Source organism: Undibacterium sp. Tian12W, from assembly GCF_049339405.1.
Lineage (GTDB): Bacteria > Pseudomonadota > Gammaproteobacteria > Burkholderiales > Burkholderiaceae_D > Undibacterium.
In genome coordinates, this window is sequence record NZ_JBMPPK010000003.1 from 110043 (window position 1) to 135812 (window position 25770).

Here is a 25770-nt window from a genome sequence, read left to right on the forward strand (position 1 = left end):
GTTCTTACACTGTAATTTACAGCAATTCCGTGGCAGAAAATAGATGAACTCCTTATGTAAATTGGCCGCTGTAGCAACCCTGACTTTGCTTGCGGCCTGTGAGACGACGGCTCCTCTTTCTTATCTGAGCGGCAAACCTGACCGCCCCCTGATTGATCATGAATACCCGGTTCGTATCGTGGCTGTTGATCAGACTTATTATTTCCAGGGCCCGGTGTCGGTGACGCCCGGCAAGCATCTGGTGACGCTGGAGCTTCGTCATTCCAGCTCACGTCTGCCGACCCAGAAGACACTGGCTCTCGATGTGCAGCCATGCACCCGCTACTACCTCACAGCCAAGAAAATATCCCTGATGGAAAGTAAATGGGAACCGCGCATCTTCGACACTGAGCAGGTAGGCGGATGTAACGCTGAAGAAGAATTGAAGAAAGCCAGCGCTTCTGCCGGGCTTGCCGTATCTCGTTCATAAAATTTTGCAGGCATGGCATCGACTTAAGTGCAAGAAGCTGGGTATTTGCTTAAAATAGAAAGTCATAGGCAATCTTTACCCCAGGCCCGGCAAACTCATGAGCATCAGTTTCTCTCCCTTACTTCCTGAGCATCAGGACTTGCTCTGGAATTTTCTGCACGTCGCTTTGTGGGACCCGCCGCCCGCGGGTTTGCGCCCGCTGGAAACCCTGCAACTGCCTCATGTACGCATCTATGCAGAAGACTGGGGGCGTGCCAGCGATATAGGCGTCATCGCCAACATTGAGGACGAAGCTGCTCCCATAGGCGCATGCTGGATGCGTCTCGTTCCAGACGGCATGGGGCTGGCGTATATCAATGAACATACACCGCAACTCGGCATCGCGCTTTTGCCCGACTGGCAGCACAAGGGCTATGGCAAATTAATGATGCTGGCCGCATTGGATGCGGCGCGCCAGCGTGGCATAGAACAGGTTTCTCTGACCGTGCATCCACAAAACCCGGCTGCTGGCATGTATGGCTCTTGCGGTTTTGTGCAGACTGATATCAGAAATTCTTATCTGCTCATGCAGGTCACGTTATAAAATTCAGCCACATTTTCTCAAATCATCAGAAAGAAAACATGCCTCATCTGACCTTAGAATATTCCAGTAATCTGCCCTTGCAAGCCAGGGAGTTACTATTGCAAATTAATGAATCTTTAGCTGAGACAGGTCATTTCAAGGAGATCGATATCAAGAGCCGGGCAATCCGCTTTGATGAGGTGGTCATTGGCACCGCGCCTGCTGCGCGCGCTTTTTTGCATGCCAGGCTGGTGATATTGAAAGGGCGCAGCACCGAAGTCAAACGTGAATTGTCAGAGCGTGTGCTGGCAGTTATACAGGCTGCACAAGCCTGGCCGCAGGGGCTGGATGTGCAGCTTTGTGTTGAGGTGCTGGAAATTGACAAGGAAACGTATGCAAAGGCGCATCTGGCTAATTGATAAGGCCATCATATAGTCACAGCATAAAGCCACAGCGCCTTTGGTTTAGTCCAGTTTAAAAATCAAACTTCAATTCACCTACTACACTGCGTTGCGTGTAGGGGTGAAAGGCCCAGTATTTTTTATTATTCAAATTATCTATGCCGACCGAGGCTACCCATTGCCTTGCCAGTTGATAACGCACGCGTACATCAGCGACCACAAAGCTGGAGAAGCCCTGATAGGTAAAGGCATTGCTGTCGCTGTTATCGAGTGAGCCATATTGCTTGCCGCTGTAGCGCAAACCCAGCGTAGTGCTGAGCTTGTCGTCAGGGCGGTAGCTGATGACAAAATTGGCGCGCCAGGCTGGCACACGCGGCTGCCATTTGCCAACACTGGCAGGGAATTTGTCATTACGCGTTATTTCAGAATTGGCATACGTCAGGCTGGCTACCAAATCCAGGCCACGGGTGAATACATCGTTGGCCTGATAGGCGAGTTCCAGCCCTGTCGTATGGATTTCATCCACGTTCTGGATATTTGTCACGTTAGGCGTGACCAGGGTGTTCACCTGTGAGTACAGCGCATCCCTGGTTCTTTCATGGAACAGGGTGGTACGCAGAAAACCCTTGCCATCATTCAGCGTCCGCTCTGCCGTCCATTCCGTTGTCCAGGATTTTTCTGGTTTCAAATTGGGATCATTATTGACGATAGCAGTGGTGGAAATGCTGCCCTGGTAAAGTTCAGATACCGTAGGCATGCGCACCGCACGTCCTGCCGATGCCTTCAGGGTCCAGTCATCATTGGCTTTGAAGGCGATAGCAGCCTTGGGTGAAAAATAATTTTCCTTGCGTTCAGCGAAGGGCAGAGTGCTGGTCGCGGATGAGATAGCTCCACGATCTGCCTGCCATTGCTCCAGGCGGCCACCAACAATGGCTTTCCATTGAGGATTGATACGCCAGGCATCTTGCGCATACAGGCTTTGCAATTGGGTATTGCCCTGGAAGGCAGAGAAGCGCTTGAGTGCGCCGCCATTGATCCAGTCATCCGTATCCGACACCAGCGTACGCATCTGATACGCCTCGCGCTGGTAACCAAATTCAGCAGTGTGTTCTGCTGCTGGTCGCCAGATGCCTTTCAAGGCCAGCGTATTCCAGCCTGTACCTGCGCCATCGGTAATCCGGCCATTGCCACCGCCGTTGGCCTGTGGGATTGCCACTGTCGGTGCACGGACGATATCCTTGCTGTAGTCATACAGGCTGGCGGCCACTTCCCAATCAAACTCGCCTTTGGTATTGCTCCTGAGGTTCAGGCCATGGGTGATATGTTCAAGCTGGTTTTTGCTGTTCGACATATCGGTAGGGGCAAGAGTATATTTTTTACCGGCGATATTGATGTCGCCGCTATATACCGCATTGCCTGCAGCATCGCGCAAATAATTTTCGACGCCGCTGTTCATATTATTGCGCCAGTAGCCAAAGGTGTAGCTCGCCCGTAAAGTCGGGCTAAAGTCGTATGCTAGTTTGACTTTGGCATGGTCTTGCGTGGTATGGTATTGACCCGTCGCGCCGAGTATCCACCAGTCCAGGCCTTGCGGATTTTTGTCGGCTATGGCACCAGTTACTGCTGTGCCGGCGTTGCTGCTGACGCCTGTTGAAGCCAGTTTGTTGGCAAAGGCGATAGGGTGACCGTCGCTATCAAGCTGGTTCACATTCAGCCACCAGGAAAATGCTCCCTGTTTATTGCCAAGACTGGCGCTGAGCTGCTTGCCGCTATAGCTTTTGTCGGTGCCATATTGCTGGAAGTTTTCACTAAAGCCTACCAGTTTGGCATGGGCTTCAAACTGCTTGGGCATACGCGTCACATAATCGACTACGGCACCGGCAGAGTTACCGGGATAGGCAGCAGAGAAGGGGCCGTACAGCACATCAACACGTTCGATTTCTTCCGGTGTCACGAGACCCCAGCGTGGCGTGAATGCTGCACCATTGCCCAGCAAATTCGACAGCAAGATGCCATCGGCATACACCATGGAGCGTGCGCTATTACCTGTGCCGGATGCCCGTGTCGCCAGCACTGCATGGTTGTAGTCGCCAACATAGCGCTTGCGCACCAGCAGGCTGGGCAGGTATTTCAGGGCATCTTCTGCATCAATGGCATTGATGGTCTGCTCCATGGTTTTGGCATTGATGCCTTCTATGGTGGTCGGGATTTCCTTGGGCAGTGAGGATGGGCGGTCGCCATTGATGATGACGCGTTCGGCCTGGGTGGTATTTTCTATTGCTTCAATTGCGGAGGCAGTAGCTGGTAGTAAAGATAAAGACAAAGGGAAGGCAGCAGCCATTGCTACTGCCAATGCACGCAAGCGCAAAGGACGTAAAGAATGAGGCATATAAATTATCTAAAAATTGGAACGCGCATGTGCATGCGCAAAGCAAACTTGCCAGTGCGGGTAACACGACAGGTTTGAACTAATTCAAATTTTTAGACGGACGGTGGCCCGCGTGCCGGCAGCGGGGCAGCAACGATCGCAGCCAGGTGTGCTGCCGGTATGGAGCGGGTAGCGTAGGAAAGAGCGTGTGGTGCGGCAAAAAACGTGGTTTGCGGGAAACTGGCTGGCAAGCTGGCGGCCAGACACATCGAGCAATCGAGCAAGTGCGTCATGCTCTTGCCAGTTTCTTTGCTGCCACTGCCGTCGGCCTTGATGAATTTATAGCCGGTGCTGGTACAGATCAGATTCATGCCCTGCTGACCGGACTTCACGACTGAAGATGCCATGGCGACACCCAGCGTCAGTACATACATGAGCAGTACTGCGCGCACCAGGTGGCGAAAACACGACAGGGAAAAACCTTGGGCGGACATGGGGCGGCATTGTACCATCCTTCTGTCTCGCTACAAATCTGCTGTTGGATGTCAGGAAAAATAAGCAGACTGACATCAAAGCGGACAATTTTGGGGCTATCATGGCGATTTTCGGGGCAAGCCTGGCCTGGGCCGCACAATGGCAGACAGCTGAACCTGGACCTTGGTCCGGTTCATAGCCAGGCATGAGCTCCTTTACTCAACAGGTATTTGGCATAAGTAGAAGGATAGATCTTGAGACAAGTTAGCCTGGGTCAGCAACTGACCCGCACCAAGCCCATAGACCATAGCGAACAAGTGACGGACGATCAGGGCCATAGCCTGCATCGCTCACTGGGTTTGTTTTCCCTGACCATGATAGGTGTGGGTTCTACTATTGGTACCGGTATTTTCTTTACCATGGTCGAGGCGGTGCCCAAGGCTGGCCCCTCGGTCATTTTGTCTTTTATCATCGCCGCGATTACTGCCGGTTTGACAGCGCTGTGCTATTCCGAGTTGTCGTCCCGCATCCCGGCATCCGGTTCTTCTTATTCTTATGCCTATGCAACGGTCGGTGAATTTGGTGCCTTCATTGTTGCCGCCTGTTTATTGCTGGAATATGGTCTGGCTGCCAGTGCCACGGCAATAGGCTGGTCTGCCTATCTGAATAATTTTCTGACCAATGCTCTCGGTTGGCAGATACCTGAAATGCTGCGTTCACCCATGATCGTTGCGGGTGCCAACGGGGTCGAGTTTCATGCCGGGCAATTCAATCTGCCACCGATGGTGCTGGTGGCGATTTGCTGCATATTGTTGTTGCGTGGCGCCAAGGAATCTGCGACGGTAAATGCCGTCATGGTCATGATCAAGCTGGTGATTCTGACTTTCTTTGCCATCGTGGCATTCTCCGGTTTTAATGCCGAGCATTTCACCCCTTTCTTTAATACTGACAACAGCAAGGGTCTTGCCGGTATGGCTGGCGTAACGGCTGCTGCCGGTACGGTATTCTTTTCCTTTATCGGTCTTGATACGGTGGCAACTGCCGGTGCTGAGGTCAAGAACCCCAAGCGTAATGTACCGCTCGGTATCATGGCGGCGCTGGTCGTTGTGACCGTGTTTTATTTGCTGGTGGCAGTCGCCGCGGTGGGTGCCCAACCTGCCAAAATGTTTGAAGGCCAGGAAGCTGGCCTGGCAGTGATCTTGCAAAACGTCACGGGCAAAGCCTGGCCTGCATTGATCTTGTCTGCTGGTGCTGTGATCTCGGTATTCAGCGTGACGCTGGTGACTATTTATGGCCAGAGCCGGATTTTGTTTGCGATCAGTAAAGATGGTTTGATCCCAAGCTCTTTCCAGCGTGTGCATGCACGTACCCGTACACCTGTCAGCAATACCATCATCGTCTGCCTGCTGGTCGGTATCGTCGCTGGCCTGGTTGACTCGACCTTCCTGTGGGATATGGTCAGCATGGGTACCCTGGTCGCATTCATGGTGGTCTCGGTTGCCGTGCCTGTCATACGCAGGCAAAAGCTGGGCGACGAAGCGGGCGGTTTCCGCGTGCCTTTCGGCCCTTATCTGATACCGGGTATGAGCATACTGGCTTGCCTGTATATCCTCAAAGATTTGTCGGCAACGACTTACCATGTGTTCTTTATCTGGATGGCTGTCGCGATCGTAATCTATTTCCTGTACAGCAGAGCCCATTCACACTTGAATAAACAGCAATAAGCCTGATATTCCTGAAGCGCCCGGTTTGTGGCGTCTTCAGGAAAAGAGCGAGATTATGAAACTGCCATCTTTAAGTTTTGCCGCCATAGCTATCCTTACCGTTTTCTCCGCATGCAGTGCCGTTGCCTCGGCAGAAACCGTAGGCAGTGTCGATACGGCCTTCAAACTCATAGGCCCTGACCATAAGGTCGTGGTAGAGGCCTATGATGATCCTAAAGTAAATGGTGTCACCTGCTATATCTCGCGCGCCAAAACGGGTGGTATTTCCGGCGGACTGGGCCTGGCAGAAGACAAATCTGAAGCCTCGATTGCCTGCCGCCAGGTTGGCCCCATCAGTTTTAATGGCCAGCTTAAGCAGCAGGATGAAGTCTTTAGTCAAAGCCTGTCTATCCTGTTCAAAAAGCTGCGCATAGTCCGCATGGTGGATCAAAAGCGCAATGCGCTGGTGTATCTGACTTATTCCGACAAACTGATAGACGGTTCACCGAAGAATAGTGTGACCGCTGTTCCAGTAGATCGCAGTACGCCCATCCCTGTTAAATAGTTCTGGAGCCCGGGAGCCCGGGAAGTACACCCGGAAAGCAGGCAGGGCTTGATATGTAAAAAATGTTTGGTTTTTCTATCCAGCAATGATTTGCGCTTACAATAGCAGCCTGTAAGTCTTATCTCTCCCTGGTGTATCAATCGTACTATTATGACAAGCTCTGCTGCAGCCCCCAGGCTGACCACTGAACAATCCGTTGATGCGCTCGTCAAGACGATACGCATACCGCCACGTCCCAGCTTGCTGGCCGACGTGCAGGCAGAGCTTGCCGCCAATGATCCTGATCCTCGTAAATTGACTGGCATTATTGCCAATGATGTGGCGATGTCTGCATCATTATTGAAGCTCGCCAATTCGTCTTTCTTTGGCTTGCGCCTCAAAGCAAAATCGGTCGAGCATGCTGTCAATCTGTTAGGTATTACCCAGTGCGGTAATCTGATGACAGGGATTATTGCCCGGCAAAGCATACAGGTTGAGAAAATCTCCCTCGTCAAATTTTGGGATTTTTCTACCAAGCGCGCGCAAGCGATGACACAACTGGCCAGGCGCATGCGTGTTTGCCCGCCTGATCAGGCCCATACCTTTGGCCTGTTTTGCGACATAGGCATACCTTTGTTGCTGGAACGTTTTCCTGATTACAACGAGACTCTGGATCTGGCAAATCAGGAAACACGTGAAGCCTTCACTGCCATCGAAGAACAGCGCCATACCACCTCGCACACCGCCATAGGTTCTTTGATGGCGCGCACCTGGGGTTTGCCTGAGAGCGTATCTTTGGCGATACTTTTGCATCATGACTATAGTGTCTTGCATGACGCCAATACCGAAGATTCAGTTAAAAGCCTGATCGCCCTGGCCCTGCTTGCCGAATATGGAATACAAAAATACCATGGGCAAGAATTTTCTTGTGAGTGGGAAAAAGGTGGCGCAGCTGCCTGTGAATTTTTGGGCTTGTCTGCCGATGAAGTCGAAGACAGGTTTGAAGAGTTGCACGAATTATTCAATCAGCCGCATTAGCCTGCATTAACAGTTAATGGGCTACTCATATACCAGCTAAAAGCCGTCCGCTCATGGACGGCTTTTTAACAGGTTGGCCGGCAACATAAAGATTGCCCGCAATAATTCAAATACGCCAGTCACCGCTATGCCTAATATCCTGAAAGGCAGCAGCACCAGCCACACCAGTGGGTACAACACCAGGGCCAGTATGGCAAGCGGCCAGCACAGTACAAACAAGATAATCCAGATCAAAAATCCTAGCATCATTTTTCCTTAAGCGATGATGGCGCGCAACAGGCTGCTCAGGATAACCAGAGCGATAGTGGCGATGACGACGCCGTCCATGTTTGCTGTGATGTTCATGATATTTCCTTTCAATTCGGGTGGGAGTGATTGCACTTTAGGCCGTCGTCATATTGGCCGCTAGTAGCAGGCGACGAAGTGCAATTTTCTAGTATCGGAATGCGTTTGCAGGCGATGAATTGAGGGAGGTATTGATCGCTGCGCATCGCTCTGCTCAGTCCCCACATTTCTTGCTCATTTAAAAATAAGCATTTGCCAACGGCCCAAAAAACGCTTGACTTGGCGGTCGTGCGCCTGCAAACTTCAGTTATTAGTCAGATGCATAGTAATTATTGGTGAACAGAAATATGGCACGTCCTTCACAACAACTTGATGAAGTTTTATTGCAAAGCGGGCGCGCCCTGTTTGCCCAGCATGGCTGTGGCGGCTTGTCCCTGCGCATGCTGGCGGAGCATGCAGGCGTGAACGTAGGCATGTTCCATTATCACTTCAAGAATAAAGATAATTTCCTGACGCAGTTGCTGCAAACCATGTACGACGAAGTGTTTGTGCAATTGCAGGCCGAGGTGAATCATGAAGGTTCGCCCGTACAGCGTCTGCGTGAGGCTTTGTATTTGCTCGGTCGTTTGTTGCGCGAACATGGTGGCTGGATAGGCCGGGTCTGGGCCGATGCTGCCATGGGCGAAAAAGTCGCCAGGCAGTTTCTCGAAAAAAATGGCTCGCGTCACGTAATGCTGATCACCGGTTTGCTGATGCAGGCCATGCAGGCTGGCGAGATTGCCATGGCGCCGCCCACTCATGCCCTGGCGTTCTTGATGGCCAGTGTTGCCGCGCCCATGGTGATCGTCCCGCGCGCACTGGATATGGGCTTTGTGCCAGCCATGCTGCAAGAACCTTTGAGCCAGGTATTAAGCGATGACGCCATTGCCGACCGCGTCAACCGTGCCCTGTATGCCCTGGCTGCAACGAATGAGGAGTTACGCCGTGTATAAAAAATGTAAACCCGCAGCAGTATTGCCATTGACACTTGCATTGACTGCCATGCTGGCAGCCTGTAATGAAAAGACCTCCACCGCCTGGTCAGGCTATGCAGAAGGTGATTACGTCTATATTTCTGCACCACTGGGCGGCAAACTCGACAGTATCAAAGTGCAGGCAGGCCAGCAAGTCAGCAAGGATAGCCTGCTGTTTGCACTTGATGCCGAAGCTGAAAATGCGGCCCATGACGAAGCCAGTGCCCGTCTCACGAGCGCGCAGGCGCAAGCCAGCAACACAGAAAAAGGCAGGCGTACAGAAGAGATTGCAGTCACCCAGGCACAATTGACAAGTGCGCAGGCACAAGCCGCCCTGGCAAGACAGGAACTGGCACGCCAGCAGCAACTGGTGGGGCAGGGCTTTGTGTCCAAATCCCGTATGGATGATGCACAAACCAGTGTCAAACTCGCTGAAGCCCGCGTAGCAGAATTGAATGCCTCGCTGAGTGTCGCAAAGTTGCCGGCACGCGTAGATGAGCGCGCCGCTGCCCAGGCCAGTGCCGATGCCGCAAAAGAAGCCTTGCGCCAGACGAACTGGCGCTCAGGACAAAAATCACAAAGCGCACCTGCAAATGCGCTGGTGGCAGAAGTGTTTTTCCGCCAGGGTGAATATGTGCAACCAGGTCAGCCGGTATTGTCCCTGCTGCCACCAGAAAACCGCAAAGCCCGGTTCTTTGTGCCGGAAGCCGAGTTGGGCAAGATTGCTGTCGGTCAGGCAGTCAGCCTGCATTGCGATGGTTGCGCAGCATCCGTACCAGCCCACATCTCCCGCATCGCCAGCCAGGCTGAATACACACCACCCGTGATTTATTCAAATGCACAAAGAGCCAAACTGGTGTTCATGGTCGAGGCCAAACCTGATCAGCCAGGCAAACTCTTGCTGCACCCCGGTCAGCCTCTGGATGTGTCGCTGCTGGCTGCAACAAGTACAGGAAAAGCACAGTGAACAGCACAACGAATACCAGCGTTGACACAGGAAATCTGGCCATCAATGTGCATGGCCTGAGCAAATCCTATGGCGGTCGCGCGGTGGTCGATAAAGTCGAACTGCAAGTTGCCAAGGGCCGTATCTGCGGTTTTCTGGGACCAAACGGCAGCGGCAAAACCACCACCATACGCATGCTGTGCGGCCTGCTGACGCCCGATGCCGGCACTGGTTCTTGCCTGGGTCTGGATATCATCAAACAGGCAGAGCAGATCAAGCGCCAGGTCGGTTATATGACGCAAAAGTTTGGCCTGTATGATGATCTGTCGATACGCCAGAACCTGGATTTTGTCGCGCGCCTGTTTGAGCTGCCCAATAGAAAAAATGCAGTCGATCTTTCTCTCGAAAGGCTGGGCCTGACAGCCCGCCAGCAGCAACTGGCAGGATCATTGTCCGGTGGCTGGAAACAGCGCCTCGCACTGGCGGCCTGCCTCATCCATGAACCGCGCCTGCTGTTGCTTGATGAACCAACCGCTGGCGTCGATCCCAAGGCGCGTCGCGATTTTTGGGACCAGATACATTTGCTGGCTGACCAGGGCATCACCGTACTCGTATCGACCCATTACATGGACGAAGCAGAACGTTGTCATGAACTTTGTTATATCGCCTATGGCAAAATACTCGCACGTGGTACGGAAGCAGAGATCATACGTGACTCCAAACTCAAGGTCTGGACACTGCAAGGTGAGCAACTGGGTACTTTACTTGAGCCATTGAAGTCGGCACCAGGTGTATTAAGCGTCGCCGCATTCGGCAATGCCGTCCACGTTGCCGGGCTGGACGAGGCGCTGGTCTCGCAGGCACTCGATGGCATAAGGCATCAAGCCAATATACAGATCACGCCGAGTGCGGCGAACTTGGAAGATGTCTTCATCAGTCTGATCGCCAGTGCACCTGATAATTTTTCCAAAGACGAAATTCAGCAAATACAGAAAATACGTCAAAAGGTGAAGGCATGAAGCAGTTTTCACTGGCACGCATGTTCGCCATCTTTATCAAGGAATTCCAGCAAATGATGCGCGACCGCCTGACCTTTGCCATGGCAGTCGGTATCCCCATCCTGCAACTCATCCTGTTTGGCTATGCGATTAATACCGACCCCAAGGGTTTGCCAACCGCTGTAGTCAGTACCGACAATAGTGCCATGGCACGCAGCTTTGTCGTTGCCATGCAAAACACTGGCTACTTCCGTATCGACTCGGTAGGCCAGAGTGAGCAGGAGGCAGAGACTTTGCTCGAAACCGGCAAAATACAATTCATGCTGGTGATACCACCACAATTTACCCAGCAACTGGTGCGCGGTGAAAAACCAGCCTTGCTGATCTCCGTTGATGCGACCGATCCTTCAGCATCAGGTAACGCCATCGCCGCGTTGAACGTCATTGCTACCCAGGCCTTGCATCACGATCTCAAAGGCCCTTTGCAATACCTGCAAACCGGTACGCCAGCTTATGAGGTGCGTGTGCATCGCCGCTATAATCCCGAGGGTTTGTCACGCTATAACATCGTGCCCGGCCTGATCGGCACCATACTCACCATGACCATGGTCATGCTGACCTCACTCGCCATGACAAGAGAACGTGAGCGCGGCACCATGGAAAACCTGCTGGCAACACCAGTACGTCCGGCAGAAGTCATGGTCGGCAAAATCCTGCCCTATGTGCTGATCGGTTACATACAACTCGGCGTCATCATCAGTGCTGCCTTCCTGTTATTTGAAGTGCCCATGATGGGCAGCTTCAGCCTGCTCATGAGCATGATAGGCGTTTTCATCCTCGCCAATCTGGCGGTCGGCTTTACCTTTTCGACGATAGCAAAAAACCAGTTGCAAGCGATGCAGATGACTTTCTTTTTCTTCCTGCCATCCATGCTGCTGTCCGGCTTCATGTTTCCTTTCCGCGCCATGCCGGAATGGGCACAAGCGATAGGCGAAGCATTGCCATTGACGCATTTCTTGCGCATCGTGCGGGGTATTTTATTGAAAGGCAATACCGCAGGCCAGCTCACGCCAGAGCTGTGGCCCATGCTGATATTTTTGCTGCTGGCGGGGTTTGTGGCTTTGAAGAGGTATAGGCAGACGCTGGACTAATGTAGTTCCCAAAAATAGGGTTACATGTTGCGATGTCAGTCTATTTGTGCGAGCAGTCTCTGCCATAACTGCAGTGACTGTATTCCAACATAACCTGACTCTTGTGCATCGTTGCACTCTATGATGATCCAGCGACCATCTGCAGTTTTCGCAAAGTCTATGACTAAAAATGGAACAGACAATCTTGCCGCAGTCTTTGCTGCAATGCCAAGTCCAATGTCTGCATCAGGACAATCATAAGGATGCACCTGATACCAATAACGTCCCCAGCCGACGCAGATGCCATGCCACCAGAAAGAGCGATATTCAATAGATACTTGCACTTTACCTGGAACTGTCGCATCTACTTTTGCCAGGGGAATAAATTCGCGTATGACAGGTTTTTGCCAATGTAATATGGCATCATTTCGATAAAGATGAATTGCCTTCTCATAGTGAGCGCGGTTTTGTATAACGGCGAGATCGGGATTGTGTTTGCTGGTTTGTCTGGAACCTTTAAGAAAAATCGGCCAATCAAAATTGCATTCAATTTCCTGTGCTGATGGTAACTCTCCATACACAATAGTCCGGGGTGTTAATTCTGCGATCAGTGGATACCATGCTTCCAGCTCACTCGCCAATACATGCTGATCTGGTGTGTTGACGAGTTGCAAGCCCATCTTCAGTTTCTCTTCATACTCTTGTGCATAATTGGCGATTGCACCTACCCGCATGATGCAAGGATACTGTTCTTCAATCAGATAAGGATGTTTGCATGAAAAATGTAAATCAAAATCGAAGTCATAAACAGCGACACCAAGCTGTTCGCTGGCGACAAATAATTTATCTTCAATAAAGGCAAGGTTCATTGCGAGTGCGTCTCTTTCATCCTGGCTGGAAACACCAATGCCAAGGCTCATATTGAAACCCGCTGCTATTCCCCGGCGGGTAAGACATGTGAAACCCAAATCGCCCTGCATTATTTTTTAACCACGCAAACGCTGCCGTGGTGTCAAAAGAAATTTCCAGTTCCGGGTCTTCTGGCGTGGCGATGTCTATCGCGCGGCCAGTATGATGTTCGCTGTAGCCGGGTGGGGCGCAAACCAGTAATATGTCTTGCAGTTGCTGCCCCTCAGCCAGCTTGTCGCTGATGATCTCGGTTTGTCTGGCGATGCTGCGGAAGGCGGATATCATCAGCAGGGCGATGCCATCCTCGCTGGCGGCAGCCTTCATGGCTTGCCAGGCGAGCTTGGTGGCGGGCGTCAGCAGGTATTGCCTGCCATCCTCGCCGTTTTCTGCCAGTACCAGTTCTGTGGCTTCTTGCTGCAGTAGCAGGCCACGCTGTTCCAGCAGTTGCGGCGGGATGGTGAAGTTTGCAGCCTGGCTGACGACCATATTTATTTCGCCTTCAGGTTAGCAAGCAGGGTGTCGAGCATGGCGGCGGTTTCTGCATCTGGCATGCCGTCAAATTTTGCTGGCCTGTACTTGGTCTGGAATGCCACCAGCACACTGCGGGTGGTTTCATCGAGCAGGCCGGTTTGTGGGATGCCATAGCCGTATTGTGCAAGCTTTTGCTGGAACCATTTGATGTCCGGTAACTGTAATTCATAAGCTGTCATGCGTTGTGCAACTTCGTCTGCCTTGGGCCAGGGGATCAGGCCAGCATCGGCCAGTTGCTTCCATGGAAAGAGCGGCCCTGGGTCTGACTTACGCAGCGGGGCGATGTCGGAATGGCCGAGTATGTACTCAGGGCGTATCTGGTAGCGTGCCGAGATATCTTTGACGAGAGCAATCACGCGGTCTATCTGGGCTTGCGGGAAGGGGAAGTAAATCCTGCCTTCTGGCGTATCCTTGAAACCGAGATTGACGATTTCTATGCCTATGGAGCTGGCATTCAGACGGCTATAACCTTTCCATTCACTGAGACCGGCGTGATACGCCATATGATTTTCTGGCACCAGTTGCCAGACCTTGATCGGGTCTTCATCTCCAACCAGATAATTAGCACTGACGGCTTGCTGGCTGAGCACACGCAAAGACGTAGACTGATCCAGTGCGGTGTAATGTAGGATGATGAATTGCACACGTTCTTCCTGGCTCTTGGCAGAAATAGTGGTATCGAGCTTGCCCATGGGGCCTACGGTGGCACAGCCACTGATGAAGAGACTGACAGCAGTAAACAAACTATATAGCGTGATTTTTTTCATGGTAGATTTTTGAGATGTCGGGCAGCGAGCCGTGCTGCGGAAAAATGTGCCTGGCAAGTACTTTGGCGCAAGGAGATATCGGGTGCTAAATTCTGGCGCAGGGATTCTACGATGGCGGGATGCAGGTCTTGCACACGGCCACCAAGTGCGATGGGTTTATGGCCAAATCTGGCGCACATGGCCATGCCCAGGCGGGCCAGTTCCTTGCCTGCATTTTGCAAGATGGACATGGCGACCGGGTCACTGTAGGCAGCAGAGGCGACGGCCAGCGCGAGTTTGCCTATGTCACCACGGCTGCGGTGATAAATAAAGTCCCTCGATATATTCCAGTCATTGCCGCCGATGAGTTTGAAAATACGTATCGCCATTTCTGAATTTTTCCACTGGCCGGGATTTTCATCTTCGGCACGCCAGAGCTTGCTGATGGCTTCGCGTGCTATCCAGAAGCCGCCTCCGGCATCATCAAGCAGGTAACCACGGCCGCCAGCCCGGTGAAACTCACCTTCGGCATCAATATAGGCAGCGATAGAGCCGGTGCCTGCATAGATCAGATAGCCAGTGCCGGGTTTGAAAATATCAAGATAGGCAATTTCTATATCATTGCTGACCAGGATATGTTGCTTTTTCAAGTCAAAGCACTCAGCCAGCATATCTGGCAGCGTTTGTGAATCGCCGCCGAAGCCGGTGATGCCTGCGCGTATGCAGCCTACCTGGCCATGGCTGCCAGTGGCAGCTGCGAGGCTGGCAAATATTTGGTGCACGGCTTCTCTTCCCTCTGGGCTGTCTGTTTGCAGCGCGGTCAGGCCTGCGGCCGTGCCGCTGGCAAGGATCTGCTCATCCTGGGTCGCCAATGCCCAGCGTGTCTGTGTGCCGCCTGCATCTATGCCTAGCGCAATGTCTGTGGTTTGTTGGGCCAAGGTCGCTTGCTGGTCAGGTGACATGAATACAGGTTTCTGTTGATTTTGGTGAAACATCGTCGAGCTGAATTGCAATAACTGGCAGTTGTTCGTTTATCATAGGGCGCTTCTGGCACTGGCAGCGAATGAAAAGATACATCCGGCTTATAACTTTTTGCTATGAAGCTGCAGCAAAATTTCAATCGTAATCCCGGTATTTTACTGGGAAGATGATCCAGGCCTTACCATTCAAGAAAAAGATAAAAATGACAAGCGAGACAGTTACTGCAGTCAAAAAACCTGAAGTTCCTGCGGGCGGGGTCTGGCGCTGGATACCCTCATTGTATTTCAGCCAGGGGATTCCTTACGTCGTGGTAATGACACTTTCCGTCATTATGTACAAAAATCTCGATATTTCCAATTCGGACATTGCATTATATACAAGCTGGTTGTACTTGCCTTTTGTGATCAAGCCGTTCTGGTCTCCTTTTGTCGATATGTTTAAGACCAAGCGTTTCTGGATTGTTACGCTGGAGCTCGTCATAGGTGCGATGTTCGGGCTGGTAGCCCTGACCATACCCATGCCCGGTTTTTTCCAGGCGACGCTGCTGGTGTTCTGGCTGTTGGCGTTTAGTGCAGCCACCCACGACATCAGTTCTGACGGTTTTTATATGCTGGCGCTGGAACAGTATCAACAGGCGGCTTTTGTTGGCGTACGTAGCATGTTTTTCAGGATATCCATGCTGACCGGGCAGGGCGCCCTGGTCTATCTGGCTGGCACGCTGCGCGACATGACAGGCGACGCCAGGTTTGGCTGGGTTGTGGTCTTTTGTGTGCTGGCGGTGATGTTCATCAGCCTGTCTGCCTACCATAAATGGGCCTTGCCACGTCCTGCCAGTGATACGGCGCATGGCGACCCGAATCAGGTAGTCGCAACTTTCTTTACGATCTTTGGCAAGTTCATCAAAAAGAAAAATATCTTGCTGACGATCGCCTTCCTTTTGCTATATCGCTTTGGTGAAGCGCAACTGGTCAAGATGGCACCACCGTTTTTGCTCGACAGTGTCGATAAAGGCGGTCTTGGCCTTTCTACCCAGGCGGTTGGTATCGTGTATGGCACCATGGGTATGATTGCTCTGACCATAGGTGGCCTCGCAGGAGGGGCGCTGATTTCTCGTTTTGGTTTAAAACGCATGCTGTGGCCGATGGCTCTGGCGATCAATGTGCCGCATCTGGTGTATGTCTATCTGGCCTTTGTGCAGCCAGATAATATCTACCTGATTGGTGCTGCAGTCGCCATAGAGCAAATGGGTTATGGTTTTGGCTTTACCGCCTATGTGCTGTATATGATCATGATTGCTGATGGCGAACACAAGACTGCGCATTATGCAATTTGTACCGGCTTCATGGCCTTGAGCATGATGTTGCCGGGCATGTTCAGTGGCCGTTTGCAAGAGAATTTGGGCTATGCCCATTTCTTTGTCTGGATATGTATCGCTGCCGTTCCTACCTTTGTTGTAACCGCCTTTATTAAAGTAGATCCGGCCTTTGGCAAAAAAACTGAATAGAGGCTGAATAAAATATGAACAAAACCGCTTACCCCTATCATTTTCAAAGCAACAGCTACAGCTCACCACAGCCTGGCAGCAGTGTCATTATCACTGGTGCAGTACATGGCAATGAAACTTGCGGTACGCAGGCCATCCGCCGTGTCATTGCAGAACTCGAAGATGGCAGCCTGCAATTGCTGGCCGGCCGCCTGACGCTGGTACCGGTATGCAATCCGCTGGCTTACAAACTGGGGCAAAGAGAAGGTGAGCGCAACCTGAACCGCCGCCTGATACCAACAACTGATGTGCAGGAATTTGAAGACCATGTAGCAAACTGGTTATGCCCGCTGATGGCCCAGCATGATGTTTTGCTAGACCTTCATTCTTTCCGTGGACAGGGCGAACCCTTTGTCCTGATAGGACCAGAAAATAATCGTGGGCCCATAGAATCTTTCAGCCATGAAAAACAGGAACTGGCCATGGCCATGCGCCTCGGTGTACATCGCCTGGTCGATGGCTGGCTCGGCACTTATGCGCGTGGCGTGCAACGCCGCCAGGAGAGCCTGGCACATGATGCGGATGCCAAAACCGTGGCAAATGCAAATACACAATTCGGTGTCGGCACCACAGAATACATGCGCTCAGTCGGCGGTTATGCGATGACGCTGGAATGCGGCCAGCATCTCGACCCGCAAGCGCCAGCGGTAGCTTATGCCGCCATCGTCAACAGCCTGCGTCATCTGGGTGTGATCGCTGGCGAGGCACCCGCGCCTGTAACAGAGATGGAAGCCCTGCGCATCTATGATGTCATCGACAAACTGCATGATGGCGATAGTTTTGTACGCGAATGGCGCAGCTTTGATGAATTGAAACAGGGTGAGCTGATAGGTACGCGCGCCGATGGCACTGAAGTCAGGGCAGACCAGGATGGTCGCATCATCTTCCCTGACGCTGGTGCCAGTGCTGGTGAAGAATGGTTTTACCTAACCAAGCCCAACCCCCGACTGGCCCTGGCCGAATCTGGAAAGTCAACAGCATGAGTTTGCGTTTCTTTTGTGCCGCTTTGCTGAGTGTGTCTGCCCTGGCCAGCGTGATGCCTGTACATGCTGCAGCCAGTACAGAAAAAGTCTTGCGCGTGCTGGTGACGACACCAGAGAGCAGTCTCGACCCAGCGGTAGCATCTGACGTACCCTCCGTCAGTATCAATGAAAATATTTTTGAACCCATGCTGCGCTATGACTATCTGGCGCGGCCTGTCAAGCTCAAGCCGAATACCCTGAAAAGCATGCCAGAGATACTGGATCAGGGCAAAACCTATGTCCTGCACCTGCAACCCGGCATCATGTTTACACCTGACCCTGCGTTCAAGGGCAAGCCCAGGGAATTGACAGCAGAAGATTACATTTACAGCATCAAGCGTATTTATGATCCTGCGGTCAAGTCGCCGTGGCTGTTCATGTTTGAAGGCAAGTTGCTGGGGGATGAAAAACTCAAGCCAGCTAAAGATGGCAAGAGCCAGGACTTCAATCTGCAAACCAGCATACCCGGTTTGCAAGCGGTGGACAAATACACCTTACGCGTGCGTTTGAATGCGCCTGACAGTAATTTTCTGTTCATCCTGGCGACTACTGCCACAGGTGCCATGGCCAGGGAAGTGGTCGAGGCTTATGGCAACCAGATCGGTAATCATCCCATAGGAACCGGCCCTTTCATACTAGGCCAGTGGCAGCGCAGTTTTCGCATAGAGTTACTGGCGAATCCGCAATACCGCAAAGTCGTGTTCAATGACCAGGGTACCGATGACGTCACCAGGAAAATCGCTGCCAACCTGACGGGGCAGACTTTGCCACGTGTCAGCAAGGTAGAAATCAAGATCATGGAAGAGCAACAGTCGCGCGTACTGGGTTTCCTGAACCATGAATTTGATTATCTTGAACAAGTACCGCCACCACTGTCAAACATGGTGCTTGATGACGGCAAGCTCAAGCCTGCATTACAGCAGCAGGGCGTACGCCTGTCGCTGTTCACGCCGCTGCAAACTTCTTATATGTGGATGAATATGGAAGACCCGGTGATAGGCGGCTATACCCCGGAGAAAATCGCCTTGCGCCGCGCCATTGCCCTCAGTTATGACAGCAAGGAAGATATCGCGCTGATGGAAAAAGGCCTGGCAATACAGGCGCAGTCTCCTTTGCCGCCAAATGTGCTGGGTTACGACGCCAACTATAAAACTCCGGTGCAATATGATGTAAAGCTGGCCAATGCCTTGCTCGACAAGTTTGGCTACAAGCGCGCGGCAGATGGTTACCGCAGCCTGCCTGATGGGCAAGCACTGTATTTGCAAATGCATAGCCTGGCCAGCACGACTGGCCGCTTGCGCGATGAAGTCTGGCGCAAGAATCTGGATGCTATTGGCATTCACGTCAGCTTCAAGACTGACAAGCATTCTGAAATCTTGCGTGCTGCCCGCCTGGGCAAGGTGCAGATGACGGAGGCCAACTGGATTGCTGATTTTCCCGATGCCGAGAATTTTTACCAGCTTTTGTATGGCCCCAATGCTGGCCGTGCCAATTATTCGCGCTTCAACCTGCCAGCTTTCAACGAGCTGTATGAAGAAGCCATGCGTCTGAGCGACAGCCCGGAGAGAACGGCTATTTACCGGCAAATGGCACAGCTCATGCATGGTTATAGCCCCTGGGTGCCGCGCATACATCCGGTGACGGCAGATTTATCCCAGCCCTGGCTGCAAAACTTTTACAGACATCCAGTGGATTTTACAAGCTGGCGCTATGTTGATGTGGATGTTGCAGCCCGTAATAAAGTACTAAAATAATTTGTATTGATAGTCTTATGGAAGTTCAAAGCCTGATCATTCCATCTGGTTATATGTCATCGGTAAGTTTTCATTGGCAGGTGCAGGTGACTCACCCTATGCTGCGATTATGAAAAACTCTGTTGTGTGGAGAATGTGTGCGTTGTGAATTGATTGCTGCTCATCCTGATTTTTGCCGGCTCGACACCGTCAGCGGCATAGTTATCGATTTACGTTATGTCGGTGCGGACAATTTTGTCGGTCGTGAGTTATATGGTGATCTTGACTGTAGCTGGTTGCACCGCGAAGCGGTAACTGCCCTGCAGGCTGCGGCAGACTGGTTGCACGAACATCACCCTGACTTGCGCATCCTGGTACTGGACGCCCTGCGCCCGCACCGCGTGCAGGAAATGCTGTGGCAGCACCTGGATGGCACACCCTTGCGCATGTATGTCGCCGACCCGGCACGGGGTTCCATCCACTCCTTTGGCATGGCGGTGGATGTCACGCTTATCGATGCCGATGGCAAGGAACTGGATATGGGTAGCGGCTTTGATGCCCTTGAAGAAAAATCCCATCCTGCACTCGAACAAAGAATGCTGGCGGAAGGCCAGCTCACCCAGCACCAGCTGGACCAGCGCGGCATATTGCGGGCAGCAATGGCACATGGTGGTTTCAGAGGCATCAATAGCGAATGGTGGCATTTCAATTGTGGCGACCCGGTGGTCGTGCGTGAAACCTATTTGCGCATAGACTGAGGATGAAGTCTTATCCTGTTCGATATGTGCTATTGCTTTTATCCTTGATGGCAAGCACGGCCATGGCGCAAGTCAATCCGGCATCTGAACAACTGGTAACGCAGCAATTGGCTACGATTGTCGCGCAGCCAGATAAAGCGCTTTCCAGCCTGTCTGTACTGGCAATCAAGGCTGGTAAAGTCGTTTATCAGCAACAGTTTGGTCAGCGCTATATAGACCTGCAAAACCCCGCCAATAGCCTGTCTGCTGACAGCCAAACCCTGTTTCGCGTTGCATCGGTCTCCAAGATGGTGGCGGCCATAGGTGCGATGTGCCTGGTAGAGCAGGGCAAGCTTGACCTGGATGCCGATATCAGCAACTACCTGGGTTTCAAACTCAGGAACCCGCATTATCCAGATAAAGTGATTACTACCCGCATGCTGCTCAGTCATACTTCATCCCTGCGGGATGACGGCGGCTATAATTTCCCGACAGATGTCAGCATGCAGAGTTTTTTGCAGCCGGGCGGCAAGAATTATGCGCAAGGTTTGCAATGGGCTGATCCGGCGACAGCCAAACCGGGAGAGAACTTTGCCCCTGGTCTTTATTTTGATTATGTGAATTTGAACTGGGGCGTGCTCGGCACTGTCATGGAAGCCGTCAGCGGCCAGCGCTTTGATCTGCTCATGCAAAATCTGGTCTTGCATCCCTTGCAGATAGAAGGCGCGTATCACCCTGAACTTTTGTCGGTAGATGCCTTGTCGCGGCTGGCTGTTTTATACCGCAAGCAGGCGAATGAAGTCTGGAATCCGCAAGGCCCCTGGGTGGCGCAGACAGATGATTTTCGCAATAAACCTCTGCTTAAAAGACAATTGGAAAACTACCGGCCAGGCACGAATGCCACCCTGTCCAGCCCGCAAGGCGGTTTGCGCATCAGCGTACAGGGTTTGAGCCGCATCATGCAGATGCTCATGAACGAGGGGGAGCTTGATGGCGTGCGTTTGCTAAAACCTGCCAGCGTCAGGGCTTTGACATCAGAGCAGTGGCGTTACGACGCAAAGACCCACAATGGTGATGATTACCATGGCCTGTTTTTATCCTGGGGGCTGGGTTTTCAGCGTTTCACTGACACCAGCGCTGCGCATTCTGGCGACAGGCTGGTACAGGCCCGGTCTGCCTTCAAGCCGGTTGGCCATCTGGGCTTTGCCTATGGTTTGCAATCGGCTTTCCTGTTTGACCCTGCAACACGCAATGGCATGATCTACGTCATAGGCGGTGTTGCGGCTGACCCGGAAAAAAATCCTGGTGTCTATTCCAGCCTTAGTATCTGGGAAGAACAGATACAGACATCGCTTTACACTCTGTTTTAGCTGGTACAGGCAATAAACTCAGTTCCAGCTTCCTTGATGCATTCTACAAATGCGCGCGCAGAGCGTGACAGTGGTGTAGATTTCACCGTCAATAAATATAAATCCACAGGCACATTCGGCGACAACGGGCGGCATTGCACTTTGCTATGGTCAGATGTAGCGGCAGTAAAGGGGTCAATGACGGCTGCGCCAGCACCCAGTTCCACCAGCGTTCTGGCCAGCAAGTAGGTCTGCACTACGGTGTAAGAAGTAAAGCTCAGGCCCTGTTCTTCACACGCATCCATGACGCGGCTGACGAGATGGTCGTCGAGATCCAGCGCAATCAAGTTCTTGGGAAGGTCGGCGACAGGCAGGGCAGTGTTGTCCAGGTTCTTTGCCCAGCTACCCAGCGGTGCGATGGCAGTCATGCTGCCGCGTATCAAGGGCTCGGATGCGATATTCGGGTGGCAGGGGTCGTACAATGACAGCGCAAAATCTACGTCGCCGAGCAACAGGGCATTCACAATCTCGCTGGTGTGATGGGTCGCCAGTGTGCAATGCACATTGCCAAATTTCTTGCGCCAGGCGGCCAGTGCGGTGGGCACTACCGTAATCGACAGGGTCGGTGTTGATGCCAGCCTGACTGCCTCGTCAGGATGATTTTTCAAGTTGCTGGCCAGCCTGCGTACTGATTGCAAATCACGGTTGAGTTTATCGACTTCAGCAAACAGCTTGTGCGCTTCTGGTGTCGGGTGCAGCTTGCCCTTGATACGCTCAAACAGTTTCAGGCCCAGTTGTATTTCACAATGCTGCAAGACCTTGGTCGCGGCTGGCTGTGAAATATTCAACAATTGTGCAGCGCCACTGATCGTGCCTGCCTGCATGATGGCATGAAAAACTTCGATATGACGCAAACGCATGGTGAAAGTCCATTCAGCAAAAAATCGAGCTTGATTGTAACGCCTGGCGGGATTTATTGCCGTATTGATTGACGCTCAACTGTTGTAGTTCAAACCGTAGTACGCAGGGCAAGACGCAGGTCATCACCGCAGGCCAGCAATTTGGCATGTGCCGCTGTCACGCTGATGTTGTTGAGGATAGCCAGTATCGCTGTTTTGACATGGAAGTCACATTCTTCAAGAATTCGGCGGCAATGTGCTTCGTCGCGCCCGGTTGCATGCATGGTCAAGGCAACGGTGCGTCGCAGCAGTTTGACATTAGTCGGTTTGACATCCACCATGAGGTTGCCATAAACCTTGTGCAGGCGCACCATCAAGGCGCTAGAAAAACTGTTCAGGGCGACTTTTTGCGAGGTGCCTGCTTTCAGGCGGGTACTGCCTGAAATCACTTCACTACCGGTATCGAGGGTGATGCCTATCTCGGCCTGCAAAGTCACAGGTGCGCCGGGATTATTGGCAAAGCCTATGGTCAGGGCACCAGTCTGGCGCGCTGCCTGCAAGGCTCCCAACACATACGGTGTGGCACCGGATGCAGCAATCAGCATCACTACATCATTGGCCGTCAAACCCAGTTCCTGGATTTCTTTTGCACCTCGGTCGGCATTATCTTCTGCACCTTCGACTGCAACAAACATGGCTTGCTTGCCACCTGCCAGCAAGGACAAAGCGCGTTCGTTTGGCCATGAGAAGGTCGGTAATAATTCCACGCCATCCAGTACACCCAGGCGGCCAGAAGTGCCGGCACCGACATACACCAGGCGGCCACCTGCGAGTATGCGAGGTGCGGCGGCATCCACAGCGGCCGCGATTTGTGCCGCGGCCAGGCTGACCGCACGTATGGCATTGAACTGATCATCAATGAAGGCATCAACCAGTTGCGTGGTCGGGTATAAATCCAGTCCGGTGTGGTTAACGCTTGGTGCTTCTGTATTCAGCATGGCTTAATTCCTTTTCTTTCATTACCTTATGTCCTCTGCCCGCAGAGTACAAATGAAAGCTGATACCCGGCCCATAACTTCAGGTAATGCGTGCGGCTGCATGAATTATTTGCAGATGCTCTTTGATCAGCTTATGCTGGCTTATCGTTAAAGCACAGATAAACAATGCAAATTCTTCGGCGTCACTTGATATTGATACTGGCTGCCAGCTTGCTGCTGTCCGCCTGCCAGTGGGGCTGGCTGCAAGGCGGTGACACCCGCCATCAATTGATCATCTCAGTCCCTGAGCAAAAAATGGTGTTGCTGGAAGATGGCCAGCCAGTCGCGACCTATGTCATTTCTACCGCCAAACGCGGCATAGGTGATATGCCAGACAGCTATATGACGCCGGGTGGCCGCATGCAGATCGCCGAGAAAATCGGTGCTGGCGTGCCGCTGGGTTCAGTTTTCAAAGACCGCAAGCCTACCGGCGAGATTGTGGCTGCAGATGCGCCTGGGCGTGACCCCGTGGTGACGCGCATACTGTGGTTGCGTGGCACCGAAGTGCGCAACCGCAATGCCTATCCACGCTTTATCTATATCCACGGCACGCCACAGGAAAGCCTGCTGGGCACACCTGCCAGCTATGGCTGCATACGCATGCGCTCGGTAGATATTGCCGAGCTGTTTGAGCGGGTGGGTGTTGGTGCGGTGGTGGATGTGCTTGATGTTGCCAATAAAACCTGAGCAATAGCTTCCGGAATAAGGTGCTTCACAAAAAACGACTCATGAATTCCCTCCCTTTCAAGGGGAGGGTTAGGGTGGGGATGGGTTTCGGTCAATTAACGGCAATATATTTTGTTACAGAAACCCATCCCCATCCCAGCCTTCCCCTTGAAGGGGAAGGAGCTGACATTGCTTATTTGAGAATATCTTTCAGTATTTACAATTTGATGACAATTTGAGTACATTTTTGAGCTGATTCAGGATAAGGCCGGGCGTATCATGGTCAGGTGTTTCTATTCTGACAGCTCAATTGAAAGCTCAATATGCGCCCTACACTCCTATGTTCAAGCTTGTTACTTGCTCTGGTTTCTGCCTGCGGCGGGGCAGGTACCGCAGCCACGGCCACTACTCCTGATACCAGTAAACCCCAGGCTGTCAGTACAGCCAAATCCTCGCTGACACGCAATATTGCCCCGCAAGCCAGCGATGCCGATCTGGCTGCGGCAGTGGCCGGAAATACTGAGTTTGCTCTCAAAATCCTGCCATTGCTGGATCCGCAGGGCGATAGCAATCTGGTGTATTCACCGTATAGCCTGACACTGGCACTGGAGATGGCAGCAGCCGGTGCCAAGGGCGATACCCTCACTGGCATGGAAAAGGCTCTGGCTTTCCAACTGCAGCAAAGCCGTTTGCAACCAGCCCTGAATCGCCTTGATTTACTGCTGGCGGATAAAACTTCGACCGCCGCCAAACCAAATGCGCAATTGCCTAATTTAAATATTGCCAATGCCCTGTGGGCACAGCAGGGTTATAGTTTGCAAAGCAGTTACCTGGATGCACTCAGTGTGAATTTTGGTGCTGCTGTGAACTTGCAGGATTTTGTCGGCGCTGCAGAACCTTCACGTCTGACAATCAATAACTGGGTGGCTGATCAGACCCAGCAAAAAATCAAGGATCTGATACCTGCCGGTGGCGTTTCATCACAGACCCGCGTGGTGCTGACAAATGCGATCTGGTTCAAATCAGACTGGGCGCAGCCATTTACCAAAGAGGCGACAAAAAACCAGGATTTTACTGACCGTAAAGGTAGCGTGAAAAATCTGCCCTTCATGAATTTGACCAGCAATTTCCCGTACGTGCAGGGCAAAGGCTATCAGGCGGTGGAACTGCCCTACATCGATAACAAACTGGCCATGCTGGTCGTCGCGCCTGATGCCGGCAAGTTTGACAGCTTTATCCAGGGCCTCAGCAGCACTACGATCAACGACATTACGACAGGCTTGAAAGACAATTACATTGCCTTGAGCATGCCCAAGTTTAACTTCAGCGCCAGCCCGACGATGAATTCCAGCCTGAACACTCTGGGCATGGGCGCTGCCTTTGATGCAAGCAAGGCAGATTTTTCCGGGATAAGCGGTAACCGCGAATTGTCAATTTCTGGTGTCATGCACAAGGCCTTCATCAATGTTGATGAGAAGGGCACAGAAGCTGCCGCTGCTACGGGTGTATTGATTGGTGTCACCAGTATCAATGTGACTCAACCCTTGAAGCTGACACTGGATCGTCCTTTCCTGTTCATGATCAGAGACAGGCAGACTGGTCTCATCATCTTTATGGGTAAGCTCATGAATCCCGCGAGCTAATCGTTAGATGTTTTAGTCGCAGTGCATAAAAAAATCCCCTGGC

Annotated in this window: 26 protein-coding genes; 17 read left to right on the top strand and 9 right to left on the bottom strand. The window is 52.2% G+C overall.

What is annotated here, in order from left to right; all coding sequences use genetic code 11:
- Positions 1 to 43: 43 nt before the first annotated feature.
- The 3 genes from ACO0LI_RS04585 (at position 44) to ACO0LI_RS04595 (ending at position 1450) form a co-directional block, all read left to right on the top strand.
- Positions 44 to 469, top strand: coding sequence for a hypothetical protein (locus ACO0LI_RS04585; protein ID WP_423031189.1), 426 nt, complete (start codon positions 44 to 46; stop codon positions 467 to 469).
- A gap of 97 nt (positions 470 to 566) precedes the next feature.
- Entirely contained in the window at positions 567 to 1052 is a 486-nt protein-coding gene (locus tag ACO0LI_RS04590) for a GNAT family N-acetyltransferase (RefSeq protein WP_423031191.1), read from the top strand.
- A 38-nt stretch (positions 1053 to 1090) separates the two neighbouring features.
- Positions 1091 to 1450 carry a 5-carboxymethyl-2-hydroxymuconate Delta-isomerase gene (locus ACO0LI_RS04595; protein ID WP_423031193.1) on the top strand — a complete coding sequence of 120 codons (360 nt, stop codon included), beginning with the start codon at positions 1091 to 1093 and terminating at the stop codon, positions 1448 to 1450.
- 55 nt (positions 1451 to 1505) lie between these two features.
- On the opposite strand, the gene ACO0LI_RS04600 is transcribed toward ACO0LI_RS04595, so the two are convergent.
- Together ACO0LI_RS04600 and ACO0LI_RS04605 are read right to left on the bottom strand one after the other, a co-directional pair.
- A complete protein-coding gene (locus tag ACO0LI_RS04600; protein WP_423031195.1) occupies positions 1506 to 3821 on the bottom strand; it encodes a TonB-dependent receptor in 2316 nt (771 codons plus the stop codon).
- Positions 3822 to 3913: 92 nt separating this feature from the next.
- Positions 3914 to 4294: a DUF2946 family protein gene (locus ACO0LI_RS04605; RefSeq protein WP_423031197.1), complete on the bottom strand. Its 381-nt coding sequence runs from the start codon at positions 4292 to 4294 to the stop codon at positions 3914 to 3916.
- Between the two features lie 234 nt (positions 4295 to 4528).
- Between ACO0LI_RS04605 and ACO0LI_RS04610 the strand changes: the two genes are divergently transcribed.
- From ACO0LI_RS04610 to ACO0LI_RS04620, 3 genes are all read left to right on the top strand, one after another.
- Positions 4529 to 5998 (top strand): APC family permease, encoded by a 1470-nt coding sequence (locus tag ACO0LI_RS04610; protein ID WP_423031199.1) that lies wholly within the window; start codon positions 4529 to 4531, stop codon positions 5996 to 5998.
- Positions 5999 to 6053: 55 nt separating this feature from the next.
- Entirely contained in the window at positions 6054 to 6542 is a 489-nt protein-coding gene (locus ACO0LI_RS04615) for a CreA family protein (protein WP_423031201.1), read from the top strand.
- 150 nt (positions 6543 to 6692) lie between these two features.
- Positions 6693 to 7559, top strand: a complete 867-nt coding sequence (locus ACO0LI_RS04620) for an HDOD domain-containing protein (protein ID WP_423031203.1) — start codon at positions 6693 to 6695, stop codon at positions 7557 to 7559.
- A gap of 51 nt (positions 7560 to 7610) precedes the next feature.
- Here the strand turns inward: ACO0LI_RS04620 and ACO0LI_RS04625 are convergent, their stop codons facing one another.
- On the bottom strand, positions 7611 to 7805 hold the full coding sequence (locus tag ACO0LI_RS04625; protein WP_422951800.1) for a hypothetical protein: 195 nt from the start codon (positions 7803 to 7805) through the stop codon (positions 7611 to 7613).
- Positions 7806 to 8191: 386 nt separating this feature from the next.
- Between ACO0LI_RS04625 and ACO0LI_RS04630 the strand changes: the two genes are divergently transcribed.
- The 4 genes from ACO0LI_RS04630 to ACO0LI_RS04645 are packed head-to-tail and all read left to right on the top strand — an operon-like array spanning position 8192 to position 11952.
- Positions 8192 to 8836: a TetR/AcrR family transcriptional regulator gene (locus ACO0LI_RS04630; RefSeq protein ID WP_423031205.1), complete on the top strand. Its 645-nt coding sequence runs from the start codon at positions 8192 to 8194 to the stop codon at positions 8834 to 8836.
- Positions 8829 to 9824, top strand: a complete 996-nt coding sequence (locus ACO0LI_RS04635; protein WP_423031207.1) for an HlyD family secretion protein — start codon at positions 8829 to 8831, stop codon at positions 9822 to 9824. The genes ACO0LI_RS04630 and ACO0LI_RS04635 overlap by 8 nt, the downstream gene beginning before the upstream one ends.
- Positions 9821 to 10822 carry an ABC transporter ATP-binding protein gene (locus ACO0LI_RS04640; protein ID WP_423031209.1) on the top strand — a complete coding sequence of 334 codons (1002 nt, stop codon included), beginning with the start codon at positions 9821 to 9823 and terminating at the stop codon, positions 10820 to 10822. The genes ACO0LI_RS04635 and ACO0LI_RS04640 overlap by 4 nt, the downstream gene beginning before the upstream one ends.
- On the top strand, positions 10819 to 11952 hold the full coding sequence (locus tag ACO0LI_RS04645) for an ABC transporter permease (RefSeq protein ID WP_423031211.1): 1134 nt from the start codon (positions 10819 to 10821) through the stop codon (positions 11950 to 11952). Before ACO0LI_RS04640 ends, ACO0LI_RS04645 begins: the two co-directional genes overlap by 4 nt.
- A 35-nt stretch (positions 11953 to 11987) precedes the next feature.
- Here the strand turns inward: ACO0LI_RS04645 and ACO0LI_RS04650 are convergent, their stop codons facing one another.
- From ACO0LI_RS04650 to ACO0LI_RS04665, 4 genes are read right to left on the bottom strand one after another with little or no spacing between them, the layout of a single operon-like run.
- Positions 11988 to 12851, bottom strand: a complete 864-nt coding sequence (locus tag ACO0LI_RS04650; protein ID WP_423031213.1) for an ATP-grasp domain-containing protein — start codon at positions 12849 to 12851, stop codon at positions 11988 to 11990.
- On the bottom strand, positions 12817 to 13326 hold the full coding sequence (locus ACO0LI_RS04655; protein ID WP_423031215.1) for a M15 family metallopeptidase: 510 nt from the start codon (positions 13324 to 13326) through the stop codon (positions 12817 to 12819). The genes ACO0LI_RS04650 and ACO0LI_RS04655 overlap by 35 nt, the downstream gene beginning before the upstream one ends.
- Before the next feature lie 2 nt (positions 13327 to 13328).
- Positions 13329 to 14138 (bottom strand): N-acetylmuramoyl-L-alanine amidase, encoded by an 810-nt coding sequence (locus tag ACO0LI_RS04660; RefSeq protein WP_423031217.1) that lies wholly within the window; start codon positions 14136 to 14138, stop codon positions 13329 to 13331.
- A complete protein-coding gene (locus tag ACO0LI_RS04665) occupies positions 14135 to 15079 on the bottom strand; it encodes an N-acetylglucosamine kinase (RefSeq protein ID WP_423031219.1) in 945 nt (314 codons plus the stop codon). Before ACO0LI_RS04665 ends, ACO0LI_RS04660 begins: the two co-directional genes overlap by 4 nt.
- 221 nt (positions 15080 to 15300) lie before the next feature.
- Between ACO0LI_RS04665 and ACO0LI_RS04670 the strand changes: the two genes are divergently transcribed.
- The 5 genes from ACO0LI_RS04670 to ACO0LI_RS04690 all read left to right on the top strand — a co-directional run bounded on the left by ACO0LI_RS04670 (position 15301) and on the right by ACO0LI_RS04690 (position 21503).
- The gene (locus ACO0LI_RS04670; protein WP_423031221.1) at positions 15301 to 16602 is read left to right on the top strand and encodes an AmpG family muropeptide MFS transporter; all 1302 of its coding nucleotides are present in this window, start codon (positions 15301 to 15303) and stop codon (positions 16600 to 16602) included.
- Positions 16603 to 16616: 14 nt separating this feature from the next.
- Complete coding sequence (locus ACO0LI_RS04675; protein ID WP_423031223.1) at positions 16617 to 17624, top strand: succinylglutamate desuccinylase/aspartoacylase family protein; 1008 nt, start codon at positions 16617 to 16619, stop codon at positions 17622 to 17624.
- The gene (locus ACO0LI_RS04680; protein ID WP_423031225.1) at positions 17621 to 19417 is read left to right on the top strand and encodes an ABC transporter substrate-binding protein; all 1797 of its coding nucleotides are present in this window, start codon (positions 17621 to 17623) and stop codon (positions 19415 to 19417) included. Before ACO0LI_RS04675 ends, ACO0LI_RS04680 begins: the two co-directional genes overlap by 4 nt.
- 137 nt (positions 19418 to 19554) lie before the next feature.
- Entirely contained in the window at positions 19555 to 20154 is a 600-nt protein-coding gene (locus tag ACO0LI_RS04685) for a M15 family metallopeptidase (protein ID WP_423031227.1), read from the top strand.
- Positions 20155 to 20201: 47 nt separating this feature from the next.
- The gene (locus ACO0LI_RS04690; protein ID WP_423031229.1) at positions 20202 to 21503 is read left to right on the top strand and encodes a serine hydrolase domain-containing protein; all 1302 of its coding nucleotides are present in this window, start codon (positions 20202 to 20204) and stop codon (positions 21501 to 21503) included.
- Here ACO0LI_RS04690 and ACO0LI_RS04695 read toward each other — a convergent pair.
- Both ACO0LI_RS04695 and ACO0LI_RS04700 read right to left on the bottom strand, forming a co-directional pair.
- Entirely contained in the window at positions 21500 to 22402 is a 903-nt protein-coding gene (locus tag ACO0LI_RS04695; RefSeq protein ID WP_423031231.1) for a LysR family transcriptional regulator, read from the bottom strand. The two genes, ACO0LI_RS04690 and ACO0LI_RS04695, sit on opposite strands and share 4 nt — an antisense overlap.
- Positions 22403 to 22491: 89 nt before the next feature.
- Entirely contained in the window at positions 22492 to 23379 is an 888-nt protein-coding gene (locus ACO0LI_RS04700; protein WP_423031233.1) for an N-acetylmuramic acid 6-phosphate etherase, read from the bottom strand.
- A 165-nt stretch (positions 23380 to 23544) separates the two neighbouring features.
- Between ACO0LI_RS04700 and ACO0LI_RS04705 the strand changes: the two genes are divergently transcribed.
- On the top strand, positions 23545 to 24105 hold the full coding sequence (locus ACO0LI_RS04705) for a L,D-transpeptidase family protein (protein ID WP_423031235.1): 561 nt from the start codon (positions 23545 to 23547) through the stop codon (positions 24103 to 24105).
- A gap of 302 nt (positions 24106 to 24407) precedes the next feature.
- Positions 24408 to 25727, top strand: a complete 1320-nt coding sequence (locus tag ACO0LI_RS04710; protein WP_423031236.1) for a serpin family protein — start codon at positions 24408 to 24410, stop codon at positions 25725 to 25727.
- Positions 25728 to 25770 lie beyond the last annotated feature (43 nt).